Raw genomic sequence first — 20095 nt, forward strand, 5'->3', positions numbered from 1 at the left:
TCGCCACCGGCGCATGTGCCAGGTGATGTACAGGCGAGCCACCCGGTGGACCGCGGTCAGAAGGTGGCGATCGGGTTGACCGGGCTGCCGGACGTACCGGCGAAGCGGACGGGTGCGACGGCGAGGTGGAAGTCCCACTGGCCGAGCTCGGCGGCCGTCGTCGCGCACGCCTCCAGGTCGCAGTTGTCGAGCAGCCACAGACCCATCGCGACGAGGCTCACGGCGTGCACCGGCATCAGCACGTCGTCGTACCCGGACGGCTGCACCTCCTGCGGGGTGTCGGCGCCGATCAGCGCGACCTGCCGTTCATGCAGCCACGGCAGGCAGGACGCGTGCCAGCCGGCCTGCGTGAAGCCGCCGGCGTCGCCGGCCTCGTGCCGGGCGCGGCCACGGCCGGTCCGCAGGAGGACCGCATCGCCGGGTCGCACCCGTACACCCTGGCGGCGCTCGGCCTCCTCGAGGTCGTCGGGGAACACGCCCTGCTCCGGTTCCAGCCACGGCACGTCGCGGACCCTCGCAATGTCCAGCAGGACACCACGCGTGATGATCCCGTTCGCCGCCGCCGTGACAGCCGCCCACGCCGATCCCGTTGCGGAGTCCACCAACGAGTGCGACCGCCCGTTGTACATCGTGCCGTCCCAGAAGATGTGGCACGGCGAGTCGATGTGCGTGAGGGTGTTGCCGTGGAACGTGATGCCGAGCCGCTCGGACGAGAAGCCCCAGCGCCGGTCGTTGCGGAAGCCGGGCAGCGGCATGTTCTCGGCACCCGGCATGTCGGCGGCGCACGGGCACGTCGTCGTCGACCGCTCCATCTCGTCCGGAACGGCGACCTCCCATGCGCACGACACGCTCCTGCCGTGGCGCACCGCCCGCGCCGCCGCCACGCGGACGTCGTCGGTGATGTGGTTCAGGGTGCCGCGTTCGTCGTCGTCGCCCCACCGTCCCCAGTTCGACAGCGTGTCGAAGTATCCGAGCACCTCGTCCTGCGTGGGTATCGGTCGCCCTGCCGTCATCGCAGCATCGACTCCTCCGGTAACGCGGTTCGAGGCACCGCGGGCACGGGCCACGCCAAGCCGCTGGACTGGCATGACACTAGTCCATTTCGGACGGCCGGATCGGCAGGCCGGGAGTGCGATATCGTGCCGAGGACGGCGATGGCCGGAGCTGCGTAAGATGTGGCCGGTGGGGTGGGAGGCACTCGGGCAGTGGGGTGAGGACGCCACTCGGATCGAGCCGCTGAGCGGCGGAGTCGCCAACGACGTGTGGAGCGTGCGCGTCGACGGGCGGGTCGCGGTCGGTCGTCTCGGCACCAGGAGCGACGCTGATCTCGCGTGGGAGACCGAACTCCTGCAATACCTCGACCGTGCCGGTCTGACCGTGCCGGCGCCGATCCCGACGCGGGACGGCCGGCTGTTCGCCGACGGTCTGGTGGTGATGACCTATGTGGAGGGCGGGCCTCCTGAGACGCAGGCGGACTGGCGTCGCGTGGCCGGCGTGCTCCGCGAGCTGCACCGGTTGACGCAAGGCTGGCCACAGCGCCCGGGCTGGCGATCCTCGACCGACCTCCTGCACGCCGAGACCGGGACGAAGATCGACCTCGGCGCGATGCCGGCCGAGGGCGTGGCTCGATGCCGGGCAGCGTGGGCGCGGCTCACCGGACGTCGGACGTGCGTCGTGCACGGCGACCCCAACAACCTCGGCAACGTCCGCGTGACCGCGGACCGGGTCGCGCTGATCGACTGGGACGAGTCGCACGTCGACGTCCCCGACCTCGACCTCGTGCTGCCCGGCAACGCCGCCGGCCTCGACGACGGCGCGTACGACATCGCCGCGCAGGCGTCGGCCGCATGGGAGGCGGCTGTCTGCTGGGACGACGGGTACGCGGTCAAGCGGCTCGCCGAGGTCCGAGCGGTCTGACCACGCACGTCCGGCTCCGACGCTGATGCCGGTGGCGGTCATTCGCCGAGGATCTGGTACTCGCCGCCGCAGGACTCGGCAAGGGTGGGGCCGAAGAGTGCGGCCGGGGTGTACGCGCCCGGCTTGCCCTGTCCGTCGAGCAGCCGGCGGACCACCTCGGCCGGCACCGCTCCCGTCCAGGCCTGGGCCTCACCGACGCGCAGCCAGCCCTCGCGCGTGCCGCCGTCCGCCCACTCGATGACGGCGTGGCCCCACGAGTGCTCGCGCGGCTTCGGTGCCGCCTTGAACCGCACCGCGGCCAGCCGCCGCCGCGCGAAGGCGCGGACCGGGCCGAGGTTCAGCAACGCGGTCGCCGCCGGCAGGACCGCGCGCAGGACCGGCGACGCCGGGGCCTCGCTGGACGCGGAGAGCACGTCCGGGGCGCCGCTGGCCCGCTGGGCGGCCATCAGCTCGCCGAGCGGCATGCTCGCCGTGGTGACGGCCGAGCCGTCGGGCAGGACGAGCCGGACCGGGTCGCCGCCGAGTTTGGCGGGCACGAGCCGGCCGTCGCGGTACCGCCGGCCCTGGAACCTCCCGCCGCCCTCGACCCCCGGCAGGCCCTCCACGAGGGTGCCCGCGAGCGCGTCGCCGACGACGCCGGCCTCGACGGCCAGCGACGGCACCATGTCGACCCGGACCCGCCGCGGGTTCGGTCGCCCCTCGCACAGCTTCACCACAATGCTCTCCGTGGCCGTCACGCCGAATCCGGCACCGGTGACGGCGGTGTGCCCGGCGGCCGCGAACGCGTCACCGCGGCCGAGGGTCGCCGACACCGCGGCGAGGTCGTTGGCCAGGTCGAGGTAGTCGCTGGACGGCAGGCACGCGTCCAGCAGCGGCGCGGCGGTGCCGGTGAACGGCCCGATCGTGTTGACGACCACGGTCGGCCGTTCCCGCCGGATCGCGTCCGCCGCCTCGCCGACGGATCCGGCCACCACGGTCGGCAGGCCGTCCGCCGCGGCCGCGAGCCGTCCGGCGTCCCGCCCGACCAGCACCGGCCGGATGCCCCGGTGCCGCAGTTCGGCGGCGATCGCCCGCGCGCTGCGGCCGGTCCCGCCGAGAATCCACACGTCTGTCATGGCACAGCTCCGCCCTGGTGCGGCGAGCATCCCAGTGATGACACGCCGTGTCATGACCGTACCGCCAATGACATGCCATGTCATCACCGGTACAATTCCGGGATGGCCCGATGGCAACCCGACGCCCGCGAGCGGCTGCAGCAGGCGGCCCTCGAGCTCTTCGCCGAGCAGGGCTTCGCCGCGACCACGGTGCCGGAGATCACCGCGCGTGCCGGCCTGACGACGCGCACGTTCTTCCGGCACTTCGCCGACAAGCGCGAGGTGCTCTTCGCCGGCGAGGCCGAACTGCCCGCATACGCCGAGCGGCTCATCGCCGACGCGCCCGCCGGCGCCAGCCCGCTGGCCGTCATCCTGGAGGGCCTGCGCGCCGTCGCCGAGGCCCGGTTCGAGGGCCGTAAGGACACCATCCGGCAGTGGCGCGCCATCGTCGCCACCGACGCCGGCCTGCGCGAGCGCGAACTGCAGAAGCGGGCCGCGCTGGCCGCCGCGGTGCGGGACGGCTTCCGCGCCCGGGGGCTCGATCCGACCCGGGCCGCCCTGCTCGCCGAGACGTCGGCGACCCTGATGTACGTGTCGGTCACCGCGTGGCTCGAGACCGGCGACGACCGCAAGCTCTACGACATCATCGAGACCGCCCTCACCACACTGCGGGCAACGCTTGATGCGTAGCGCGCGACGGCCCTGACCGTGCTCGGCATCGTTCGGGCGCCGGGAACCTGGCCTGCCGTGGCGACGTCCAAGCCGGCATGCGGATGCGCCGGATGGTCGTTGCGGGCTTCGTCGTGGCGGTCGTCGTCTCGGCGGTGACCGTCGCCGTCATCGCGACCGGGAGGCCGGAGCCGGCCTGCGGGTGCAGTGTCGAGCCCAACCTCCGGGGTCCCGCACACGACGCGGCCGTGCGGTTCGAGGCCCTGGTCCGGCGGGCCGACGTGTCCGGCGCCTGGGCGTTGCTGACCGACGGGGCACGGTCCCGCTACGTGGATGTGGCGGGCTTCCAACCCGTCTTCGACCGTCTCGGCAAGGCGCTCAACGAGGCCGGCACCGACGCCGGCGTGGACGGCACGGCGACCGGCTGGCTCGTGGTGCACGACGGGTTGCACTACGACACACCGAGCAAGGCCATGGTCGTGCGCGTCGCGACCGGCCCGCCCCGACTGGTCTGGCCGCTGCTGATCCTGGTGCCGCTCGGGCACATCGGCGACGAGCGGATCGACCCCGAGCCGCCGACGCTGCGGCTGGCTGCCGCCGGTGATGCCGACGGGGTACGGGTCGAGCTCCCGGACGGCGACCTGAACCTGACCTCGTTCGTGGTGATCGACGGCGCCGGGCGCAAGACGCTGCCGGGCCGGGAGCACGTGACCGAGGACGCGGACAGGCTGACGTGGAACGCACCGTTGCGGGGCCCGGTCGTGGCCATCGCGATCGAGCAGCGCGGGACCGACCTGCGGGTCGGCGCCGCCACCGCCGTTGTGGGCTGACGAGCGCATCGCACCGACGCGGCGGACACCGTCGCCGCCGGAGCACCCCGTCCACGGCGATGCGCTCGGCATCCGACCCTTCATGGACCGTCTATCCTTGCGGCCGTGGCGGTGTGGTCGCACGACGCGCTGGATGACGTTGCCTGGCATCGGTTGTCGCATGCGTACGGAACCGCGGCGGACACCCCGCGGCACCTGCGCGGCCTGACCGCCGCCGACACTGCCACGCGCGAGTCGGCGCTGGCGCATCTCTGGGGCTGGGTGACCCACCAGGAATCGCTCTACACGGCCACCGCACCGGTCGCCGAACTGGTCGCGCGGACGCCGACCGACCATCGCCTCGACAGCGCGGCACCCGGGGGCGAGAAACGTTCCATGTGCGCGGCGCTGCTGTCGTACCTCGGCCACGTGGCGGCGTGGGCGGCCTCCTTCCAGGCGCGGCTGGACACGGTCGCCTACGTGCGGCGTGACGATCAGGAGGTCGGCGTCTACGACGTCGTCTGGGAGCCCGAGGACGACCCGGACCATGTCGTGGTGGGACGGCTGGGGTCCGGGTGCGCACGCAGGGCAGCCACGGTCATGCCCCTCCTGGTGCCGTGGCTGGACGCGCCAGACCCGCAGGAACGCGAGGCGGCGCTCTACGCAGTGGCGTGCTGGGCGGGACTGGCCGGCGACCACGATCGATACCCGGTCGGGCAAGGCGGGGCGTCGGTGCCACGGCGTCACCTGGCCCGTCGGCGGCGTAGCAGCACGAGCACGACGCCGCCCGCCAGGACGAGCAGCCCGATGGTCAGCATCCGCAGCCACCACGGCCACGGGCCGCGATCGACGCCGGTGTCGCGTACCTGAAGGTCGCCGGTACGGGCGGTCGCCAGCTGCACCGTGTCGATCCAGTGGTCGTTGCCGGGCTGGAGACGGGCGAGGACCCGGGCCGGCCCGGCCGGCGGCACCGAGACGATCGCGTCGCCGTTGCCTGCCAACAGGTCGGTGCCCTGCCAGCCGAGGACCGCGGTCGCGTTGGTGTCGAGCGGCGTGGACACCCCGGCGCGCAGGTCAAGGACCGCCAACCCGTCCGGCGACCAGTACCCCGCCGCCCAGGACGGGCTGCCCGCGGCCACCCGGAAGAGCGCGAGCCGGCGGCCGTCGGGTGACCAGGCGGCCGGCCCGCCGAGCCGGTGCCCGGCCGGCAGCGGGATAACGGTGCTCCCACCGTCGGCGGTGAGCGCGCGCAGCTCCGTGCCGACCTGGACGGCCAGCGTCGCCCCGTCGGGGGAGAACGCCGCGTCGAGCGCCCCGCGCTGCCCGGCGACCGTGGACGTGACGCCGGTGGCCAGGTCGAGCACCGTCAGTTCGCCGTCGACGGCGAGCGCGGGCCGGGGGTCGCCATGGCTGTCCGCCCGGTACGGCGCGACGGCGTACGCGAGCCGCGCCGAGTCCGGCGACCACGCCAGGAGCTGCACCGCCGAGCCGGCGGGCACGGGGTAGCTGCGGGTACCGCCGGTGGTCAGGTCCACGATCGCCACATCGTGGACCGGCCCGCGCGCGTCGGCGACGGCGACCCTGCTGCCGTCGGGGGACAGCAGGACAGGCGCCGCCGGTGACTTCAACAGCGGGGCGTCGACCGGCCGGCCGCGCGTACTGGCGAGGTCGATCTCGCGGTAGGTGCGCCCGTCCACGCCGACGGCGATGAGCTGCGGGGTCTGGAACGGCAGGTCGCCTTGCCCGTACCCGTAGACGGCGATGGCGGGCCCGGCGGGCGCGGCGGAGACGGTGGCGGTGAGGTAGGAATGGTCGGCGAAGACGCGCGGCAGCGTGGCGGGACCGGCGGCAGGTACGCCCGGCGCCGTCGGCAGGCGCACCAGCCCCACCGCCAGCAGCAGCACCACGACGGCGGCGGCAACGAGCACGGGCCGCCACGATCGACGGGCGGTCGGCGCGATGACGGGCGGTGCCACCGAGGGCACAGGGATCGCCTCGACGAGTTCATGGACGGCGGCGCGCAGGCGTGGATCAATGGTCATCGAAGTGCTCCCGCAGTGCGGAGTGGGCCCGGTGCAGCAGGGACTTGACGGTGCCAGGCCGGCAGTTCAGCGCGGCGGCGATCTCGGCCTCGGACAGGTCGAGGTAGTAGCGCAGGAAGATGGCCGCCCGGTGCCGCGGACGAAGCCGGGCAAGCCCGGCGCGGACGGCGACCGCGTCAGGCCCCAGCGGCACGAGCGGTTCGGGCTCAGGCTGGCCGGCATGGCGGCGTTCCAGCCGTCGGCGTCGCGTCCAGGAGGTGCACCTGGACACGACGGCGCGGCGCAGCCACGCGGTCGGTTCGCGGACGTCCGGACGGTGCAGCAAGGCCAGGAACACCTCTTGCACGACGTCCTCCGCCGCCGGCACGCTGCCGGTCGTCACGCAGGCCAACCGCACCATGGGGGCGAACTGCGCCGCATAGAGCGCGTCGAAGTCGCCCCGAACGGCCGATTCGGAGAACACGGTCACCTCTTACAGGCGCACAGCACCCGCGATCGGTTCCACCCGATCGGAGACCACAATCCCGCGACGTCGTCCGGTGCTGAGCGCCGCGTCAGGCCGGCGCCGCGGTGCCCAGCTTGCGGGCGACCCACAGGTCCTCCACCGGCCACTGCCTGGCCCAGTCGGCGGTCGCGACGTCGTAGTACTCGTGCGTCTGTGCGTCGTCCGGGGCGTACAACTCGTGGAGCGCCTCCACCACGAATCCGTTGGCGGCCAGGACGCGGATCCACTCGCCATGGCCGGGATGGAACTCGACGCCACCGGTCGACCACTGCACGCGGTGCATGCCGCGCTGCGGGCGCATCAGTGACCGCTCCGCGTACCCTTCCTCGTGCGGCAGGCACAGGGTCACGAGGACGCTGTTGGTGAGGAACACCAGCCGTCCGCCCGGCCGAAGCAGTCGCGCCGCCTCGGCCGTCCAGCGGGCAGGGTCGCACCAGAGGCTGGCGCCGTACTCCGACACGGCAAGGTCGAAGCTTGCCGCGGGCAGCGGCACGTCCTGGGCGTCCGCCTCGATCAACGGGAACGCGACACCGAACTGCTCCTGGCACCGGCGAGCCGTGTCCAGCTGAGCAGGGGTCACGTCGACGCCGACCGGGCGGGCACCGCCCCGGGCCAGCCAGGCGGAGAAGTACGCCGTGCCGCAGCCCAACTCGACCACATCCAGGCCCGCGACGTCGCCGAGGACGCCGAGCCGGCTTTCGGGAATGTCGAACAGCCCCCAGGTGATCTCATCACTGGCCCAGGCGCCGAAGGCCTGCGCGTCGGTGTATTCGGCGTTCGATCGCGTCCACACCTCCCGATTGAGTGCCGCGTCGTCGCCGATGACCGACATCGCCCAACCTCCCATCGCGCACGACAGACCCCGAACCAGCACACTATCCGCGGAGGTGCCTGAGTAGTGCTGGTGGGACGGTCAGGTGCCGGCAGTGCTCACCGGTCACGTGGTTGCGCGATGCCCGCATCACCTCCGCCCTCAGCCTTCCATGGCCCGGCTCGGGCGGCCGGGCAGCGACGGTGGGCGTGGCCGGCCGGCCCGGCGCCGCTCCACTTGGTCGTGGCCCCACCGCAGCAGGTCGGCCGCGGTCTGCTCCCAGGCAGGGTCCTCGGTGACCGGGTAGTCGCCTTCCAGGGCGGTGATGATGCCGTTCCACACCCGGCCGAACTCGCCGCCTCCGGTGAGGCGGAGCAGCTCGATGGGTGTGGTGCGGCCGCCGAGCTCGGGGAACGACAGGTCGCCGTGCCGGGCGCCGGGCGTGAGGTACGTCAGCGCGCGGGCGAACGCGTGCAGCAGCGCGGGCTCGCCGGGCTCGTAGACCGCGCGGCTGCCGTCCGGGGTGCCGGATCCCGGCGGCCACGGCTCGGTGTACCCCTGCACCATGAGCAGCGAACGGATCTGGTCCCACGTCTGCACCGGCCACGGGCCCGGTCCGACGGTGCGGTCCAGCACGGCGCGCACACGCTGGGCGCGGGCCTCGTTGATGGTGTGGACGACGGCGTCGGCGGGGCCGGCCGAGTGCGCCGGGTCCGTGATCGTCAGCCGGTCGACGGTCTGCAGGCCGCGGTTGACGTCGAGCAGCAGCACCTGCGCCGAGTCGTTGCCGTGGTAGGACAGCCGTAGGTCGACGAAGTCGGACAACGCGTACTGCCTGACGGCGCGCGGGCGTCGCAGCCGATCCATCCGGGTCACGGTGACCAGCCGCCCGTCGAACGACAGCCGGGCCTGATCTGCGCGCACCTCAAGGGGCGGCGGACTCGCTGCGGACATCCATCAATGTTTTCACGGATTACCCCCGCGTCGGCAAATCACGATCGTGTCGCATGATGATCCACATGATCTGCTTCGTGTACCGCAGTCCCTACGAGGGCGTGGCGGGCAAGCACGTACGGTGGCTGCCGGACGACACGGTGCTCGACTGGTTCCGGCGCGGCTGGGACGAGGCCACCGCGGATCCCGAGGCCTGGCTGCTGGCCGAGCTGGGCGTCGACGTGTACGGCCTCGACAGCGTCTTCGAGGCGGCGGCGGAGCACGGGCTGCCGAAGCCGCGCTCCACGAAGCAGCTGCGCAAGATCCTCAACCGGCACCTGTACGTGGAGGGCAAGGTCCGCGCCGACGAGCTGAGCGTGCGCGCGATGACCGACGACGACGAGAACCCGCTCGCGTACTTCTTCCTGGACCGCCGCCTGTTCGCCGCGCACGCGGACCGGCTCGCGTACGCCGCGCACGAGGACTGGCCGCTGCCCGCCGACACCCCGGAGCCGGGCGGCACGGCGCCGGTGACGACGGTCGTCATGTCGTTGCTCGGCGACGTCGACTGGGACACGCAGGGGGCCGTCGTGCGGTTCCCCGGTGTGCGGCTGCCCGAGTTCGCCCGGCACCTGCGCGGGACCGCCGTGGACGAGGACTGGCCGGCCGAGCTCAGCGTGCTGCGGGCCGCCGTCGGCCCCGACGACGACCTGGAGCAGGCGCTGCGGCTGATGAACCGGTGGGCCGCGTGGAACGACCAGTACCTCGACGTCACCGGCCTCGACGGCGAGCACGCCGAGGCGCACCGGATCGCCCGGTCGGTGCTCGCGGACGTCGCCGGCCTCGACGAGGTGCCGGGCCCGCTCGGCGTCCGGCGGCCGGGCCGCGGCCGCATCGACGTGGCGCAGCACATCGCGCAGGCGGCGTTCCACCTGGACGACGAGTTCGGCTACCAGCAGGTCTTCGCGTTCGACGACGTGTGGGCCGCCAACCACCGGTATCTGGCGTCGTCGTTGCTGCGCTGGTACAGCGGAAAATGGGATCCGTTGAAGGGCGCTGCCGGCCTTCCGCCCGCCTGACGCCGGTCACCGCGCCCGGCGGTCGTTGTGCTGGCATGGTCCTGCGCCGACCCGTCGCCCTGTCGTTTCCGTACAAGACGACCACGCCGCCGCTTCCTAACCTGGGCGTCGCACATGCGTCCGGCAACGAAGGGAGCGGTACATGCGGGAACTGGTCTACACCGGGTTCGTCTCGCTCGACGGGGTCGTGGACTCCCCCGGCGGCGGGCCCGGCGAGGAGCACCGCAGCGGCGGCTGGGTGGTCAAGGACATCGAGTTCCTGCCCGAGGCGTTCTCGCTCAAGGGTGAGGAACTCGAGGACACCACGGCGCTGATGTTCGGCCGGCGCAGCTACGAGGTGTTCGCACCGCTGTGGCGCGAGTCCGACGACCACGCCGCCTACAAGGAGCTGCCCAAGTACGTGGTGTCGGCCACGCTCCCCGGCGACGCCGTCGTCGAGGGATGGGGTCCGACGACGATCCTGCGCTCGACCCAGGACGTCGCCGACCTGAAGCAGACCGAGGGCGGCGCGATCTACGTGCACGGCAGCGCGGAGCTCGCCCGGCGGCTGTCCGACGCGGGCCTCATCGACCGGTATCACCTGCTCGTCTTCCCCGTGCTGCTCGGCGCGGGCAAGAGCCTGTTCAGCCGGGCCGACAAGGACAAGCAGGCGCTGCGGTTGCGGGATTCGGCGGCGTACCCGAACGGCATCGTCAAGATGGTCTACGACGTGGTCGGCTGAGCCAGGTCCAGGCCGATCGCCCCGCCGGTGCCGTCGCGCAGCTGCCGCGGGGTGCGCCCGACGTACCGGCGCAGCGCACGCGCCAGGTGCGGCTCGTCGAAGTAGTCGAGGCCGGCGACGACCTCGGCGACCGGGCCGCCGGCGGCCAGCAGCGCCGAGGCCGTTCGGGGGCCCGTTCGATCTGCCGCACGGCGCCCTGGGTCAGCCCGGTCGCCGCCCGGAACCGGCGTTCGACGGTGCGTCCCGACACCGCCGGACGGGCGCCCCGGCGGACCTCGGCGACGAGCGGGTCGCGGACCACGGCACCGGCACGGACGAGGCGGCCGACCAGCGCCTCGGCGTCGTCGGGTCCGGGTGTCTCCCACCGGGCGCCGTCCAGCCGGAAGGCTTTGCGCGTCGCGCCGGGCAGCTCGATGCCGCCGTCGACCAGGGCCGGCGTGGGTACGGCCCGCAGCGACGTACCAACGGCGAACTCGATGCCGGTGAACGTCGCGCCCTGCGGCACCGGCGCGGTCCTGCTCCTGGTCTCGGGGCCGCTGACGCTCGCATACGCCGTGCCGTCCAGCTCCCAGAACACCAGACCCCAGGACACCGCGGCGACGGAGGTCATCTCCGCGACCCGCTCGCTCGTGCAGGTCCACACGGTGTCGACCCACGGCGAGTCGGACCCGCGCGTCTCGAACCGCAGCGCCACCGGCTACCCGCTCTGCTCGCCGGCCACGAGCAGGCGGTAGCCCGCGTCGAAGTCCTCGCGGCCGAGCAGGTCCCGGTGGCGCTCGTGCCAGCGGCCTGACTCCAGGTCGGCGGCGAGCCGCTCCAGCCCCGGCCGCAGCGCCGCCTCGCCGGTCTGCGCCAGCATCGAGATGCTCGAACGGACCACCGGGTCGAGGTACGCCTCGGGCCGGCGCCAGTAGGCGGCGCCGAACCCGTCGGTGCAGTCGTGCGGCACCGGCACCGCCTCGACCCGGGCCCCGCCGAGCAGCGCGGCGAGCCGCTCCACCGGCACGGCCCGCGTGTCGTCGAACGCGGCGGCCTCCGGCAGGTACTCCTCCACCAGCCAGAACGACCGGAACGCCGGCTGGTCCCAGGTGAGCACGACGATGCGCCGCCTGGCGACCCGGCGCAGCTCGGCGATCCCCGCCTCCAGATCCGTCCAGTGATGCACGGTGAGCACGGCCATGACCGCGTCGGCGGCGCCGTCGGCGATCGGGAGCGCTTCCGCGCGCGCCTGCACGACCGGTGCCGCCCCCGCCGGCCGCTGCCTGATCATGACCGAGCTGGGTTCGACGGCAAGGACCGTCTGCGCCGGCTCGTAGGACCCGGCGCCGGCGCCGACGTTGATGACCGAGCGGGCGTCGCCGAGCGCGGCGGTGATGTGCGCGGCGATCCGCCGGTCCGGCCGGCGTGTCGTCGCATACGTCGAACCGATCGCGTCATAGATGACCACGGTGCCAGTGTCCCACCCCGTCCGTGGCGGCGGCGGCCACTATTGCAGCAGGACCTGGCAGAACAGTTTCAGGTCGTCTGCGAGGAAGCCGACGTCGTTGCTGTTACCGGGGGACGGGAGCGTGATTTTGACGTAGAAGTCTCTCGCCCCGAACTGATAGAAGCCGATCCCGACGTTGGTCCAGTTCGAGTTGGTCAGGACCCGGTCGGTTGTCATGAAGACGGAGCCGTTCGGATTGATGAGTTCCAGCCTCGCCGTTACCGGCACGGACGAATTCCAGCGCTTCGCGTAGTACGCGATCCCGCAATAGCCGTACAGCCCGCTGTCCACGAACGAGTCGATGTGCAGCGTCGTGAAGGTGCTGGTGTAGCCGGTCGGGGAGAAATGCCGCAGGATTGCCGCGCCGCATCCGGTCCGTGCCTGACCGCAGAGATTGGCGGACCATTCCATCGAACCGCGACCGATCAGACCGCCGTACCACTCGCTGGGCTGTTCCCGTTCAAAGCCCTGCGAGTAGGTCCAGAGCGCGTTCGCAGGGGCGGCTGTCACCACCGCGACGCCACCGGTAACGATCAGGATCGCCGCCAACTGTGTCGCGACGAATCTCCACGCGCGTTTCCTGCGAGACACCACTGGCAACCTCCACGAAGGTCGATCCGGGTAGAGCAGAGCATGCTGCAGTACATCAGTCGCGGCACGGTCGAAATAGGGCACTCATCGATACACGTGGCGATACATGCGCGGATACAGCATCGGCTGCAAGCGCCGGCCGCAGGGCCGTCGGTCACGGGCCGGGCCGGTTGGTGATGCCGTCCAGGACGGTGGTCAGGTTGTGGTTGAAGGTCTCCTCGGCGTTGAGGTGGGCGCCGTCGATGACGAGGCGGGCGACGGTCGGGTATCTGCCGGTGTTCAGCATGCGGGTGAGGTAGGGGCCCAGGCTGGCCTGGAAGGCGGCCTCGTCGGTGCCGGTGGCGCGGGCGGTGCGCCGCTCGGTGACCTCCCGGCGGAGCGATCCGATGATGAAGGCGTTGAGCGCGCCCAGCGTCCGCTGGAGATCGTCGATGCTGCGCACCCTGGGGGCCTGGCTCAGCGCCGCCGCGGTGGCCTCGCCCACGGCGAGTGCGTGGGGTCCCAGGTGTGGCCTTCCACCGAGCAGGTCGGAGAACCACTCGTGGTCGAGGGCGGCCGAGCGCGTCGCGGTGGCGATGGCCAGCACCGTGGCGCGCCACTCGGAGCGCTGCGCGGCCTCGGCGATGCGGGCGTAGACGACGTCGACCATCAGGTCGAGCAGTTCGGATCTGTTGAGCACGTAGTCGTAGAGCCGCATCGGGCCGACGCCGAGCTCTTTGGCGATCTTGCGGATCGACAGGCCGTCGAGGCCGTGTGCGTCGGCGAGGCGGATCGCCGTGGCGGCGATCTTCTCGCGGCTCAGCGGCACCGGCGCCGCCCGCGGCTGAGGCTCGGGCCGTTCCCAGACGGGCAGTGCTTCGCTACCGTACGATGTATCCACGAATACAGTGTACGGTAACGGAGTGGGCATGCGTATTGCGATCACCGGTGGGGGCCTCGGCGGGCTGACACTGGCACGGGTCCTGCATCGGCACGGCATCGATGCGGTGGTGTACGAGCGCGAGGACAGCCGATCCGCGCGGCCGCAGGGCGGCTCGCTCGACCTGCACCCGGAGTCCGGGCAACACGCCCTTGCCGCGGCGGGTCTCACCGTCGGGTTCCGGTCGCAGGCGCGGCCCGAGGGCGAGGAACATCGCATCCTCGACCCCGCCGGGCGGACTCTGGTGCACCATGCGCCGCAACCCGGCACGTTCTCCGGACGCCCCGAGATCGACCGGAGCGCGCTGCGCGACCTGCTGCTCGACTCCCTCCCCGGCGACACGGTCCTCTGGCGGCACCGGCTTGCCGCGGCGACCCCACGACCCGGCGGGGGCTGGGACCTGACGTTCCACGGCGGCGACCGGACCGGCTGCGACATCCTCATCGGCGCGGACGGCGCGCGCTCGGTCGTCCGGTCGCTGCTGACCGACGTCCGGCTGTCCGCCGTGGCCACGCTCGTGGAGCTGAGCATCGAAGACGTCGACCGGCGCCATCCCGAGATCGCCGAGCTGGTCGGCCCCGGGAACCTGTGGTGCATCGGCGTCAGCCAGATCCTGGCGGCGCAACGCCTCGGCGACGGCAGCCTGCGGGTCGGGATCTCGCTGCTCCCCGACGACCGCCCCGTCGACGCATACCGCAGCAAGCGCGCGCTGCTGGACATGTTCGCCGACTGGGACCCGCGCCTCACCGCACTCATCGAGGCCGGCGACGGCGCGCCGGCGCCGCGGCTGATCGAGGCGATGCCCACGGATACGCACTGGACCGGCCGGCCGGGCGTCACGCTCATCGGCGACGCCGCGCACCTCATGGCGCCGGTCGGCGAGGGCGCGAATCAGGCCATGCTCGACGCCGCCGAACTCGCCGGGTGCCTCGCCGCCGACCCCGCCGATCCGGACTCGGCGATCCGTGCATACGAGGAGGCGATGTTCGCCAGGATTCACCCGATCGCCGAGATGTCCGCGCGGGTCCAGGCGATGATGTTGTCCCCCACCGCGGCGGCAGACATCGTCCGCTTCTTCTCGGGCCGGCCCGCCGAACCGGCACCAGCGGACTGACCCGCGGCCGGGCCTCCGGGACGCTGTACCAGCGCGGCGCCGGCGTGACCGGCGTCGGGGTGACGACCGGCGTGGGCGTGACCACGGGTGCGGGCAGGCCGGGGGTGCCTTGCGACGGTTCACGTACGTGTCGGACACGTAGCCGCCGCCGGTGAGCCGGTCCCACCGGTCGGTGGTGCGGACCCGGCCCTTGGTCTTCGGGCCCTGCACCGAGCACACCATGGCGAGCTTCGCCCCGTTGCGCAGCGACCCGACGGGCGCTGATGCGGCCGTCGGCGCCGAGCGCACGGTCAGTTTCGTCGTGCCCGAGGAGACGGTGCCGGGCAGCGACGCGGCCGCGGCGGCCGACGTGGAGCCGAGCGCTGTGAACGCGACGGTGGCCGCGGCCGCCAGCCCGAGAACCATGAGACGCATGCGAACCGCCAAACGCCGGGGCCGGGTCGTCTCCCCGCCGTGTCCCTCCGAGCGTGGACGGCGCCGGTTGCCGCCGGGGTGCTAACGGGCGGCGAAGAAGGAGATCGCCTCGGTGAGGGCGAGGTCGGTGAGGACCGGGTCGTGGCGGGCGCCGACGTCGCGCATGAAGGCGTGCTCGCCGCCGCTGTACACGTGCAGTTCCAGGTCGTCGAGGCCGGCGGTGTACAGGGCGGCGAGGATCTCCACGCGGGCGGCGGCGGGCACGTGCGGGTCCTGGGCGCCGAAGACGAGCATGAGCCGGCCGTGGATGTCGGCGGCGCGGGCGAGGGAGCCGGCGTCGGCGTCTGCGCCCAGGGCACCGTTGTGCAGGCCGGTCGGGTAGAAGCACACGGTCGCCGCGACCCGCGGGTCGAGGGCGGCGCGGAACGCGAGGTGCCCGCCGATGCAGAAGCCGGTCGCGAAGAGGGTGGTGGTGTCGGTGCGCAGCTCCAGGTAGTCCAGGACGGCGACGCGGTCGGCGTCGAACCCGGCGGTCGTGGTGGCGGCGGCGCCCGCGAGGCCGGCCTGCTTGCCCGCGTCGTCGAACTCGAGCGCGACGCCGGCCAGGTCGCCGTGCGGGTAGATCTCCGGGACGCAGACGACGAACCCGGCGGAGGCGAGCCGCCGCGCGGTGCGCAGGGTCGACTCGGTCAGCTGGAAGATGTCGGTGTACAGCAGGACTCCGGGCAACGGCCCGTCGCCGGTCGGGCGCAGCACGACCGAACGGATCGCGCCGCCGGGCGACGGCACCAGCACCTCGTCCTCACGCAGCTTCATGCCGACTGACATTACGGGCCGGGCAGGCGACCATGTCCGCGGCATGCCGCGCAAGATCGTGCAGGGCAGAATGCCTGACGCATTCACGACTCCGCGGCGGCGAACAAACCTCCGGCGGGCCGCATCGAACCCTGCGACACCACAACCGAACCAACCTTCCGGAGCCAGCCATGCGTGCCACGACCGTCATCGCCGTCATCACCTCCGCCTTCCTGCTGACCGCCTGCACCTCGCCCGACCACCAGAGCGGCGACGCCGCCCCGGCCGGCTCGGCGGCGGCGCCCACCACGTCGGCCGTCACGTCGGCCGCTACCTCGGCCGCTCCGTCCACGACGGCGGCCGCGAGCGCCGGCCCGTCGACCGGCGCCACTGCGACGCCGACGCTGGGCCCGCTGGGCTACGGCGCGCTGCGGCTCGGCATGACCAAGGAGCAGGCCCTCGCGACCGGCCTGGTGACCGCGTTCGACGAATCCGGCTGCCCCCAGGCGCACGTGAAGGGGCTCCGGGAAGGGCAGGGCTGGGTGGTGCTGTCCCCGAGGCTGGGTATCGCCGCCATCCAGGCGTGGCCCACGCTGGCGACGGCCGAAGGGGTGCGGGCAGGCATGTCCGCCGTCGAGGTGCGCCGCATCTACCCGAACATGGACACCGCCGACGGCGACCTGGCCAACGGGCGCCACTATCCGAAGGTGCCCGGCAACGACAAGGCCGTCTACCGGATCGCGACGCACGACGGCAAGGTGTCCGACGTGACCCTGCAGCTCGCGAGGCAGGACTGCTACGAGTAGGCCGACAGCCGCAGGCCGGCGAGGATCTCGTCGGTCCGGTCGGTCGCGTCCACCTGCTTGATCTGCACATACACGCCGTAGCCACGCTGCGGCACGGCGAGCACCACCTCGCTGAACGAGACCGGTCCGGCGCACGACGTCCAGCGCCGGACCTGGGCCGGCACCCCGGCGGCGGTCGTGCCGCGGTCGGGCTGCCGGACGCACGGCGCGGGGTGATCGGGCAGTGCGGGCTCAGGACCGCCGGCGGTCAGGGCGTCGCTGGCGCCGACGAAGACGCCGGGCAGCACGCTCGCGGGGTCCGCCCACGCCGCGACGTCCGGTGCCGAGGAGCCCGGGCGCGTGCCCGGTGGGCAGCCGCAGCACCGCGGGGTTCCAGCCCGCGTCGCGCACCTGGCGCGCCCAGTCCCGCGGCACCGCGATCGACACCACGCCGTCCGCGTCGTGCACCCGTACCCAGCCCTGGCGCGGCGCCCCTGCGGCGGCGGAGCCGGCAAGCGCCAGCGCCGCGGCGAGCACCACGACGCCGGCGGCGACGGGGCCGGCGCGCCGGACTCCGCGGCGGCGGGCGCCCTGCCCGATCGACGCGGCGGCACGCTCCAGGGCCGTGGCAAGCTCGGCGGCGGAGGCGAACCGGCGGCGCGGGTCGGGGTGCAGCGCGCGGCGCACGATGTCGTCCACCGAGGACGGCACGCCCGGCCGTGCCCGCGACGGCCGGTCGCCGGCCGCGGGCGGGCGGCCGGTGAGCATGTGGTGCAGGGTCGCGCCGATGCCGTAGACGTCGGCGCGCACGTCCAGACCGCCGCCAGAGCGGGCCTGCTCGGGCGCCGCGTAGCCGGGCGTGCCCGCGGCGATGGTGAAGCCCGACGCGTTGGCAAGGGCCTTCGCCAGGCCCAGGTCCGCCACCAGGACCCGGTCGCGGCCCGGCGCCGGCTGGAACAGCACGTTGGACGGCTTGACGTCGCGGTGCAGGACCCCGGCGGCGTGCAGCTCCGTGACGGCCCTCGCGACGTCCGCCGCCACCAGCAGCGCCTCGGGCAACGGCATCGGTCCGGCGGCGAGCCGGTCGGCGAGGGTGCCGCCCGCGGCGAACGGCATCACCAGATACGGCCGGCCGTCGGGCAGCTCACCGACGTCGAGCACCCGGACCAGCAGCGGCGAGTCGGCCCGGCGCATGATGCGCCCCTCCTCCTCGAAGCGGGCCCGCAGGTCGGCGTGGTACGTCCAGTTGTCCGCCAGCACCTTGATCGCCACGGACGCGTCGAGTGCGTCGTCGGCGCCGAGCCACACGGTGGCGAACGCCCCCGATCCGATGCGCCGCAGCACACGATATCGACCGATGTTGTCGGGAACTGGCACGCCCGTATTATGTGCCACGCGAGTCGGGGGGACGGGGCGGCATGGCAATGGACGATCTTGACGTCGAGCAGTTGGCCACCAGGGCGGCGGCCGGCGACGCTGGTGCGCGCGACGCGCTGCTGGCCCTCATCGCCCCGCAGGTCATGCGCCAGTGCCAGCGGATCCTGCCCTGCCGGGAGGACGCGGAGGAGGCCTGCCAGGACACGCTGCTGCAGGTGGCGCTGAAGGTGTCGACCTTCGACGGCCGGGCCAGGTTCTCCACGTGGCTGTATGCCGTCACGGCCAACTGTGCCCGCCAGACGTACCGGACACTGAAACGCCGCGCGAGCGAGCAGGCGACGCCGCAGCTGCCGGTCGACGCCGCCGACCCGCGCACGACGAGCGTCATCGCGGGCTCCCGCCTGGACCTCCTCGACGCCCTGGAGCAGCTGGAGGCGCACCGGGCCGAGCTGGTCGCGCCGCTGGTGCTGCGCGACCTGTGCCAGCTGTCCTACGAGGAGATCGCCGGGCACCTGAACATTCCGTCAGGGACCTTGAAGTCCCGCATCCACGACGCCCGGCGGCACGTCCGCGCCACGCTCGACGGCGGCTGACGACAGCCGCTGTGCGAGCAGGCGGCGCTGTGCCGGGGTGAGCCGGCGCAGCCGGTCGGCGGGCCCCGGCGCGGCCGACAGCAGTCCTTCGAGCGCCGCGGCGGCGCGGTCCGGGGCGGCGGCCTCGGGCTCGTCGAGCAGCCGGGCCGCCCGGGCCGCGTAGCCGGTGTCCGCCGCGGCGGGGGTCCAGTCCGGTTCCGCAACCCAGCGGGCGACCTCATGGGCGGCGAGGCGTGCGGCGTTGTCGGGGCGGTCGGCGCCGTACGCCATGATGACCTGCGGCGTGCCGGTGTGCAGGGCGCGCACGGCGGTGCCGATGCCGCCGTGGTGCAGGATCGCGGCGACCTGCGGCAGCACGGACGGGAACGGCAGCCGCGGGTGCCAGTCCGCAGTGGACGGCAGGCGCGCTGGCAGCATGGCCCGGTCGGGCGCGACGACCAGCGCGGCCCGCCCGGTCGCGGCGACCGCGTCCAGCGCGACCGGGTAGAAGCGCGGGTGCAGCAGCCGGCCGGTGCCGCCGGTGACCAGCAGCGGACGGTCGTCGACAGGGTGTGAGGCACCACCCGCGGCGTCGCCCGTGACGAAGCCGGTGAGGGTGACACCGTTGCCGGCGGCGCGCGGGCCCGCCTCGTCGAACCAGGTAGGCCACAGCCCGAGGACCGCCCGGGTGGAGCGCAGCCAGCCGGCCCAGTCCCCCACCGGCGGCAGCCCCAGGCCGGCGCGGACGGCGTCGATGCCGGGCGCGAGGCCGGCGCGGACGTGTGCCGCGGCGACGGGCGCGACCAGCAGCTGCACGGGCGCGACGGCGACCCAGGCGGCGGGTGCGGCGAGGAGGTCCGCGGCGACGAGCACCGACAGCGCGGACGTGTGCCGCCCGGCGAGGACGGTGCGGCCAGGCCGGTGCCGCTCCGCGAGGAGGTCGACCTCCCGGCGCAGCTGGGCGAACAGGCCCTCCCGCTCGTAGTAGTCGCGCAGCTCGTGCGGCCGCTGCGCGGCGAGGAGGCCGGGTGTGCGGCGCTGGCCGGCCTCGTACTGCGCGACCGTGTCGACCGCGGCGAAGCCGAGCCCGGCGGCGCGGGCCCGCTCGGCGTAGGGCGCATGGCTGATGAGCGTCACCGCGTGCCCACGGGCGGCGAGTGCGGCGCCGACGCTGATGAACGGCAGGACGTCGCCGGCGGTGCCGTGCGTGACAAGCAGGAACTCCCCCATCGGCGCAGTATGGCCGCAGCGACCGAGTGTGATCAATGCGTGGATCACCAGGAATCACACACCGTAGCCATCGATGATCAAAGATGCGTCAATTTCGGTCGTAGGTCCGTTTTATGACGTGGGTGTTTCAGGAAGCCCTTGACGCTTGGCTATCGACGTCAGTAGCGTGCTGGCGGTTGGAAGCGCTCCCATGGCCATCTGCGCACCTCAGCGGCGTGCCGAAGCGGCGCTG

At 73.2% G+C, this 20095-nt stretch carries 21 protein-coding genes and 1 pseudogene; 8 read left to right on the plus strand and 14 right to left on the minus strand.

The window, feature by feature from the left end; all coding sequences use genetic code 11:
* Positions 1–56: 56 nt before the first annotated feature.
* Positions 57–1013: a cyclase family protein gene (locus tag OHA72_RS48945; RefSeq protein WP_327002947.1), complete on the minus strand. Its 957-nt coding sequence runs from the start codon at positions 1011–1013 to the stop codon at positions 57–59.
* 160 nt (positions 1014–1173) lie between these two features.
* Between OHA72_RS48945 and OHA72_RS48950 the strand changes: the two genes are divergently transcribed.
* Positions 1174–1917 carry a phosphotransferase enzyme family protein gene (locus OHA72_RS48950; protein ID WP_327002948.1) on the plus strand — a complete coding sequence of 248 codons (744 nt, stop codon included), beginning with the start codon at positions 1174–1176 and terminating at the stop codon, positions 1915–1917.
* Positions 1918–1955: 38 nt separating this feature from the next.
* Here the strand turns inward: OHA72_RS48950 and OHA72_RS48955 are convergent, their stop codons facing one another.
* A complete protein-coding gene (locus OHA72_RS48955; RefSeq protein ID WP_327002949.1) occupies positions 1956–3032 on the minus strand; it encodes a saccharopine dehydrogenase family protein in 1077 nt (358 codons plus the stop codon).
* Between the two features lie 102 nt (positions 3033–3134).
* Here OHA72_RS48955 and OHA72_RS48960 point away from each other — a divergent pair, with 102 nt between their 5' ends.
* Both OHA72_RS48960 and OHA72_RS48965 read left to right on the plus strand, forming a co-directional pair.
* On the plus strand, positions 3135–3701 hold the full coding sequence (locus tag OHA72_RS48960) for a TetR/AcrR family transcriptional regulator (RefSeq protein ID WP_327002950.1): 567 nt from the start codon (positions 3135–3137) through the stop codon (positions 3699–3701).
* Positions 3702–3793: 92 nt separating this feature from the next.
* On the plus strand, positions 3794–4510 hold the full coding sequence (locus OHA72_RS48965) for a hypothetical protein (RefSeq protein WP_327002951.1): 717 nt from the start codon (positions 3794–3796) through the stop codon (positions 4508–4510).
* 722 nt (positions 4511–5232) lie between these two features.
* On the opposite strand, the gene OHA72_RS48970 is transcribed toward OHA72_RS48965, so the two are convergent.
* From OHA72_RS48970 to OHA72_RS48985, 4 genes are all read right to left on the minus strand, one after another.
* Positions 5233–6531, minus strand: a complete 1299-nt coding sequence (locus OHA72_RS48970) for a TolB family protein (protein WP_327002952.1) — start codon at positions 6529–6531, stop codon at positions 5233–5235.
* On the minus strand, positions 6521–6994 hold the full coding sequence (locus OHA72_RS48975) for an RNA polymerase sigma factor (protein ID WP_327002953.1): 474 nt from the start codon (positions 6992–6994) through the stop codon (positions 6521–6523). Before OHA72_RS48975 ends, OHA72_RS48970 begins: the two co-directional genes overlap by 11 nt.
* Positions 6995–7085: 91 nt before the next feature.
* On the minus strand, positions 7086–7868 hold the full coding sequence (locus OHA72_RS48980) for a class I SAM-dependent methyltransferase (protein WP_327002954.1): 783 nt from the start codon (positions 7866–7868) through the stop codon (positions 7086–7088).
* Between the two features lie 141 nt (positions 7869–8009).
* Positions 8010–8801, minus strand: a complete 792-nt coding sequence (locus tag OHA72_RS48985) for a hypothetical protein (RefSeq protein ID WP_327002955.1) — start codon at positions 8799–8801, stop codon at positions 8010–8012.
* A 65-nt stretch (positions 8802–8866) separates the two neighbouring features.
* Between OHA72_RS48985 and OHA72_RS48990 the strand changes: the two genes are divergently transcribed.
* Positions 8867–9859, plus strand: a complete 993-nt coding sequence (locus OHA72_RS48990; RefSeq protein ID WP_327002956.1) for a hypothetical protein — start codon at positions 8867–8869, stop codon at positions 9857–9859.
* Between the two features lie 142 nt (positions 9860–10001).
* Positions 10002–10580 carry a dihydrofolate reductase family protein gene (locus OHA72_RS48995; RefSeq protein WP_327002957.1) on the plus strand — a complete coding sequence of 193 codons (579 nt, stop codon included), beginning with the start codon at positions 10002–10004 and terminating at the stop codon, positions 10578–10580.
* On the opposite strand, the pseudogene OHA72_RS49000 reads toward OHA72_RS48995, so the two are convergent.
* The 4 genes and pseudogenes from OHA72_RS49000 to OHA72_RS49015 all read right to left on the minus strand — a co-directional run bounded on the left by OHA72_RS49000 (position 10562) and on the right by OHA72_RS49015 (position 13537).
* Positions 10562–11274: pseudogene (locus OHA72_RS49000) on the minus strand (helix-turn-helix domain-containing protein). The gene OHA72_RS48995 and the pseudogene OHA72_RS49000 overlap by 19 nt on opposite strands.
* A gap of 3 nt (positions 11275–11277) precedes the next feature.
* Positions 11278–12027, minus strand: a complete 750-nt coding sequence (locus OHA72_RS49005; RefSeq protein ID WP_327002958.1) for a class I SAM-dependent methyltransferase — start codon at positions 12025–12027, stop codon at positions 11278–11280.
* Between the two features lie 39 nt (positions 12028–12066).
* On the minus strand, positions 12067–12615 hold the full coding sequence (locus OHA72_RS49010; RefSeq protein WP_327002959.1) for a hypothetical protein: 549 nt from the start codon (positions 12613–12615) through the stop codon (positions 12067–12069).
* Between the two features lie 196 nt (positions 12616–12811).
* Entirely contained in the window at positions 12812–13537 is a 726-nt protein-coding gene (locus OHA72_RS49015) for a TetR/AcrR family transcriptional regulator (protein ID WP_327002960.1), read from the minus strand.
* Between the two features lie 28 nt (positions 13538–13565).
* On the opposite strand from OHA72_RS49015, the gene OHA72_RS49020 reads away from it, so the two are divergent.
* Complete coding sequence (locus OHA72_RS49020; protein WP_327002961.1) at positions 13566–14690, plus strand: FAD-dependent oxidoreductase; 1125 nt, start codon at positions 13566–13568, stop codon at positions 14688–14690.
* A gap of 495 nt (positions 14691–15185) precedes the next feature.
* Here the strand turns inward: OHA72_RS49020 and OHA72_RS49025 are convergent, their stop codons facing one another.
* A complete protein-coding gene (locus tag OHA72_RS49025) occupies positions 15186–15920 on the minus strand; it encodes a dienelactone hydrolase family protein (protein WP_327002962.1) in 735 nt (244 codons plus the stop codon).
* Positions 15921–16090: 170 nt separating this feature from the next.
* Here OHA72_RS49025 and OHA72_RS49030 point away from each other — a divergent pair, with 170 nt between their 5' ends.
* Positions 16091–16705: a hypothetical protein gene (locus OHA72_RS49030; RefSeq protein ID WP_327002963.1), complete on the plus strand. Its 615-nt coding sequence runs from the start codon at positions 16091–16093 to the stop codon at positions 16703–16705.
* Here the strand turns inward: OHA72_RS49030 and OHA72_RS49035 are convergent.
* Both OHA72_RS49035 and OHA72_RS49040 read right to left on the minus strand, forming a co-directional pair.
* Positions 16696–16992 carry a hypothetical protein gene (locus tag OHA72_RS49035; RefSeq protein ID WP_327002964.1) on the minus strand — a complete coding sequence of 99 codons (297 nt, stop codon included), beginning with the start codon at positions 16990–16992 and terminating at the stop codon, positions 16696–16698. The two genes, OHA72_RS49030 and OHA72_RS49035, sit on opposite strands and share 10 nt — an antisense overlap.
* Positions 16937–18061 (minus strand): serine/threonine-protein kinase, encoded by a 1125-nt coding sequence (locus OHA72_RS49040; RefSeq protein ID WP_327002965.1) that lies wholly within the window; start codon positions 18059–18061, stop codon positions 16937–16939. Before OHA72_RS49040 ends, OHA72_RS49035 begins: the two co-directional genes overlap by 56 nt.
* Positions 18062–18102: 41 nt before the next feature.
* Between OHA72_RS49040 and OHA72_RS49045 the strand changes: the two genes are divergently transcribed.
* Positions 18103–18654 carry an RNA polymerase sigma factor gene (locus tag OHA72_RS49045; RefSeq protein WP_327002966.1) on the plus strand — a complete coding sequence of 184 codons (552 nt, stop codon included), beginning with the start codon at positions 18103–18105 and terminating at the stop codon, positions 18652–18654.
* On the opposite strand, the gene OHA72_RS49050 is transcribed toward OHA72_RS49045, so the two are convergent.
* On the minus strand, positions 18586–19863 hold the full coding sequence (locus OHA72_RS49050) for a glycosyltransferase (RefSeq protein ID WP_327002967.1): 1278 nt from the start codon (positions 19861–19863) through the stop codon (positions 18586–18588). The genes OHA72_RS49045 and OHA72_RS49050 overlap by 69 nt on opposite strands.
* Positions 19864–20095 lie beyond the last annotated feature (232 nt).

This window comes from Dactylosporangium sp. NBC_01737 (genome assembly GCF_035963215.1).
Classification (GTDB): Bacteria; Actinomycetota; Actinomycetes; order Mycobacteriales; family Micromonosporaceae; genus Dactylosporangium.

Coding starts and splice junctions, on each gene's coding strand:
- OHA72_RS49030 (WP_327002963.1), top strand. CDS start 16,091: ATGCGTGCCACGACCGTCATCGCCGTCATCACCTCCGCCTTCCTGCTG.
- OHA72_RS49025 (WP_327002962.1), bottom strand. CDS start 15,920: ATGAAGCTGCGTGAGGACGAGGTGCTGGTGCCGTCGCCCGGCGGCGCG.
- OHA72_RS48965 (WP_327002951.1), top strand. CDS start 3,794: ATGGTCGTTGCGGGCTTCGTCGTGGCGGTCGTCGTCTCGGCGGTGACC.
- OHA72_RS48990 (WP_327002956.1), top strand. CDS start 8,867: ATGATCTGCTTCGTGTACCGCAGTCCCTACGAGGGCGTGGCGGGCAAG.
- OHA72_RS49045 (WP_327002966.1), top strand. CDS start 18,103: ATGGCAATGGACGATCTTGACGTCGAGCAGTTGGCCACCAGGGCGGCG.
- OHA72_RS48955 (WP_327002949.1), bottom strand. CDS start 3,032: ATGACAGACGTGTGGATTCTCGGCGGGACCGGCCGCAGCGCGCGGGCG.
- OHA72_RS48950 (WP_327002948.1), top strand. CDS start 1,174: ATGTGGCCGGTGGGGTGGGAGGCACTCGGGCAGTGGGGTGAGGACGCC.
- OHA72_RS48945 (WP_327002947.1), bottom strand. CDS start 1,013: ATGACGGCAGGGCGACCGATACCCACGCAGGACGAGGTGCTCGGATAC.
- OHA72_RS49050 (WP_327002967.1), bottom strand. CDS start 19,863: ATGGGGGAGTTCCTGCTTGTCACGCACGGCACCGCCGGCGACGTCCTG.
- OHA72_RS48980 (WP_327002954.1), bottom strand. CDS start 7,868: ATGTCGGTCATCGGCGACGACGCGGCACTCAATCGGGAGGTGTGGACG.
- OHA72_RS48995 (WP_327002957.1), top strand. CDS start 10,002: ATGCGGGAACTGGTCTACACCGGGTTCGTCTCGCTCGACGGGGTCGTG.
- OHA72_RS48985 (WP_327002955.1), bottom strand. CDS start 8,801: ATGTCCGCAGCGAGTCCGCCGCCCCTTGAGGTGCGCGCAGATCAGGCC.
- OHA72_RS49020 (WP_327002961.1), top strand. CDS start 13,566: ATGCGTATTGCGATCACCGGTGGGGGCCTCGGCGGGCTGACACTGGCA.
- OHA72_RS48970 (WP_327002952.1), bottom strand. CDS start 6,531: ATGACCATTGATCCACGCCTGCGCGCCGCCGTCCATGAACTCGTCGAG.
- OHA72_RS48960 (WP_327002950.1), top strand. CDS start 3,135: ATGGCCCGATGGCAACCCGACGCCCGCGAGCGGCTGCAGCAGGCGGCC.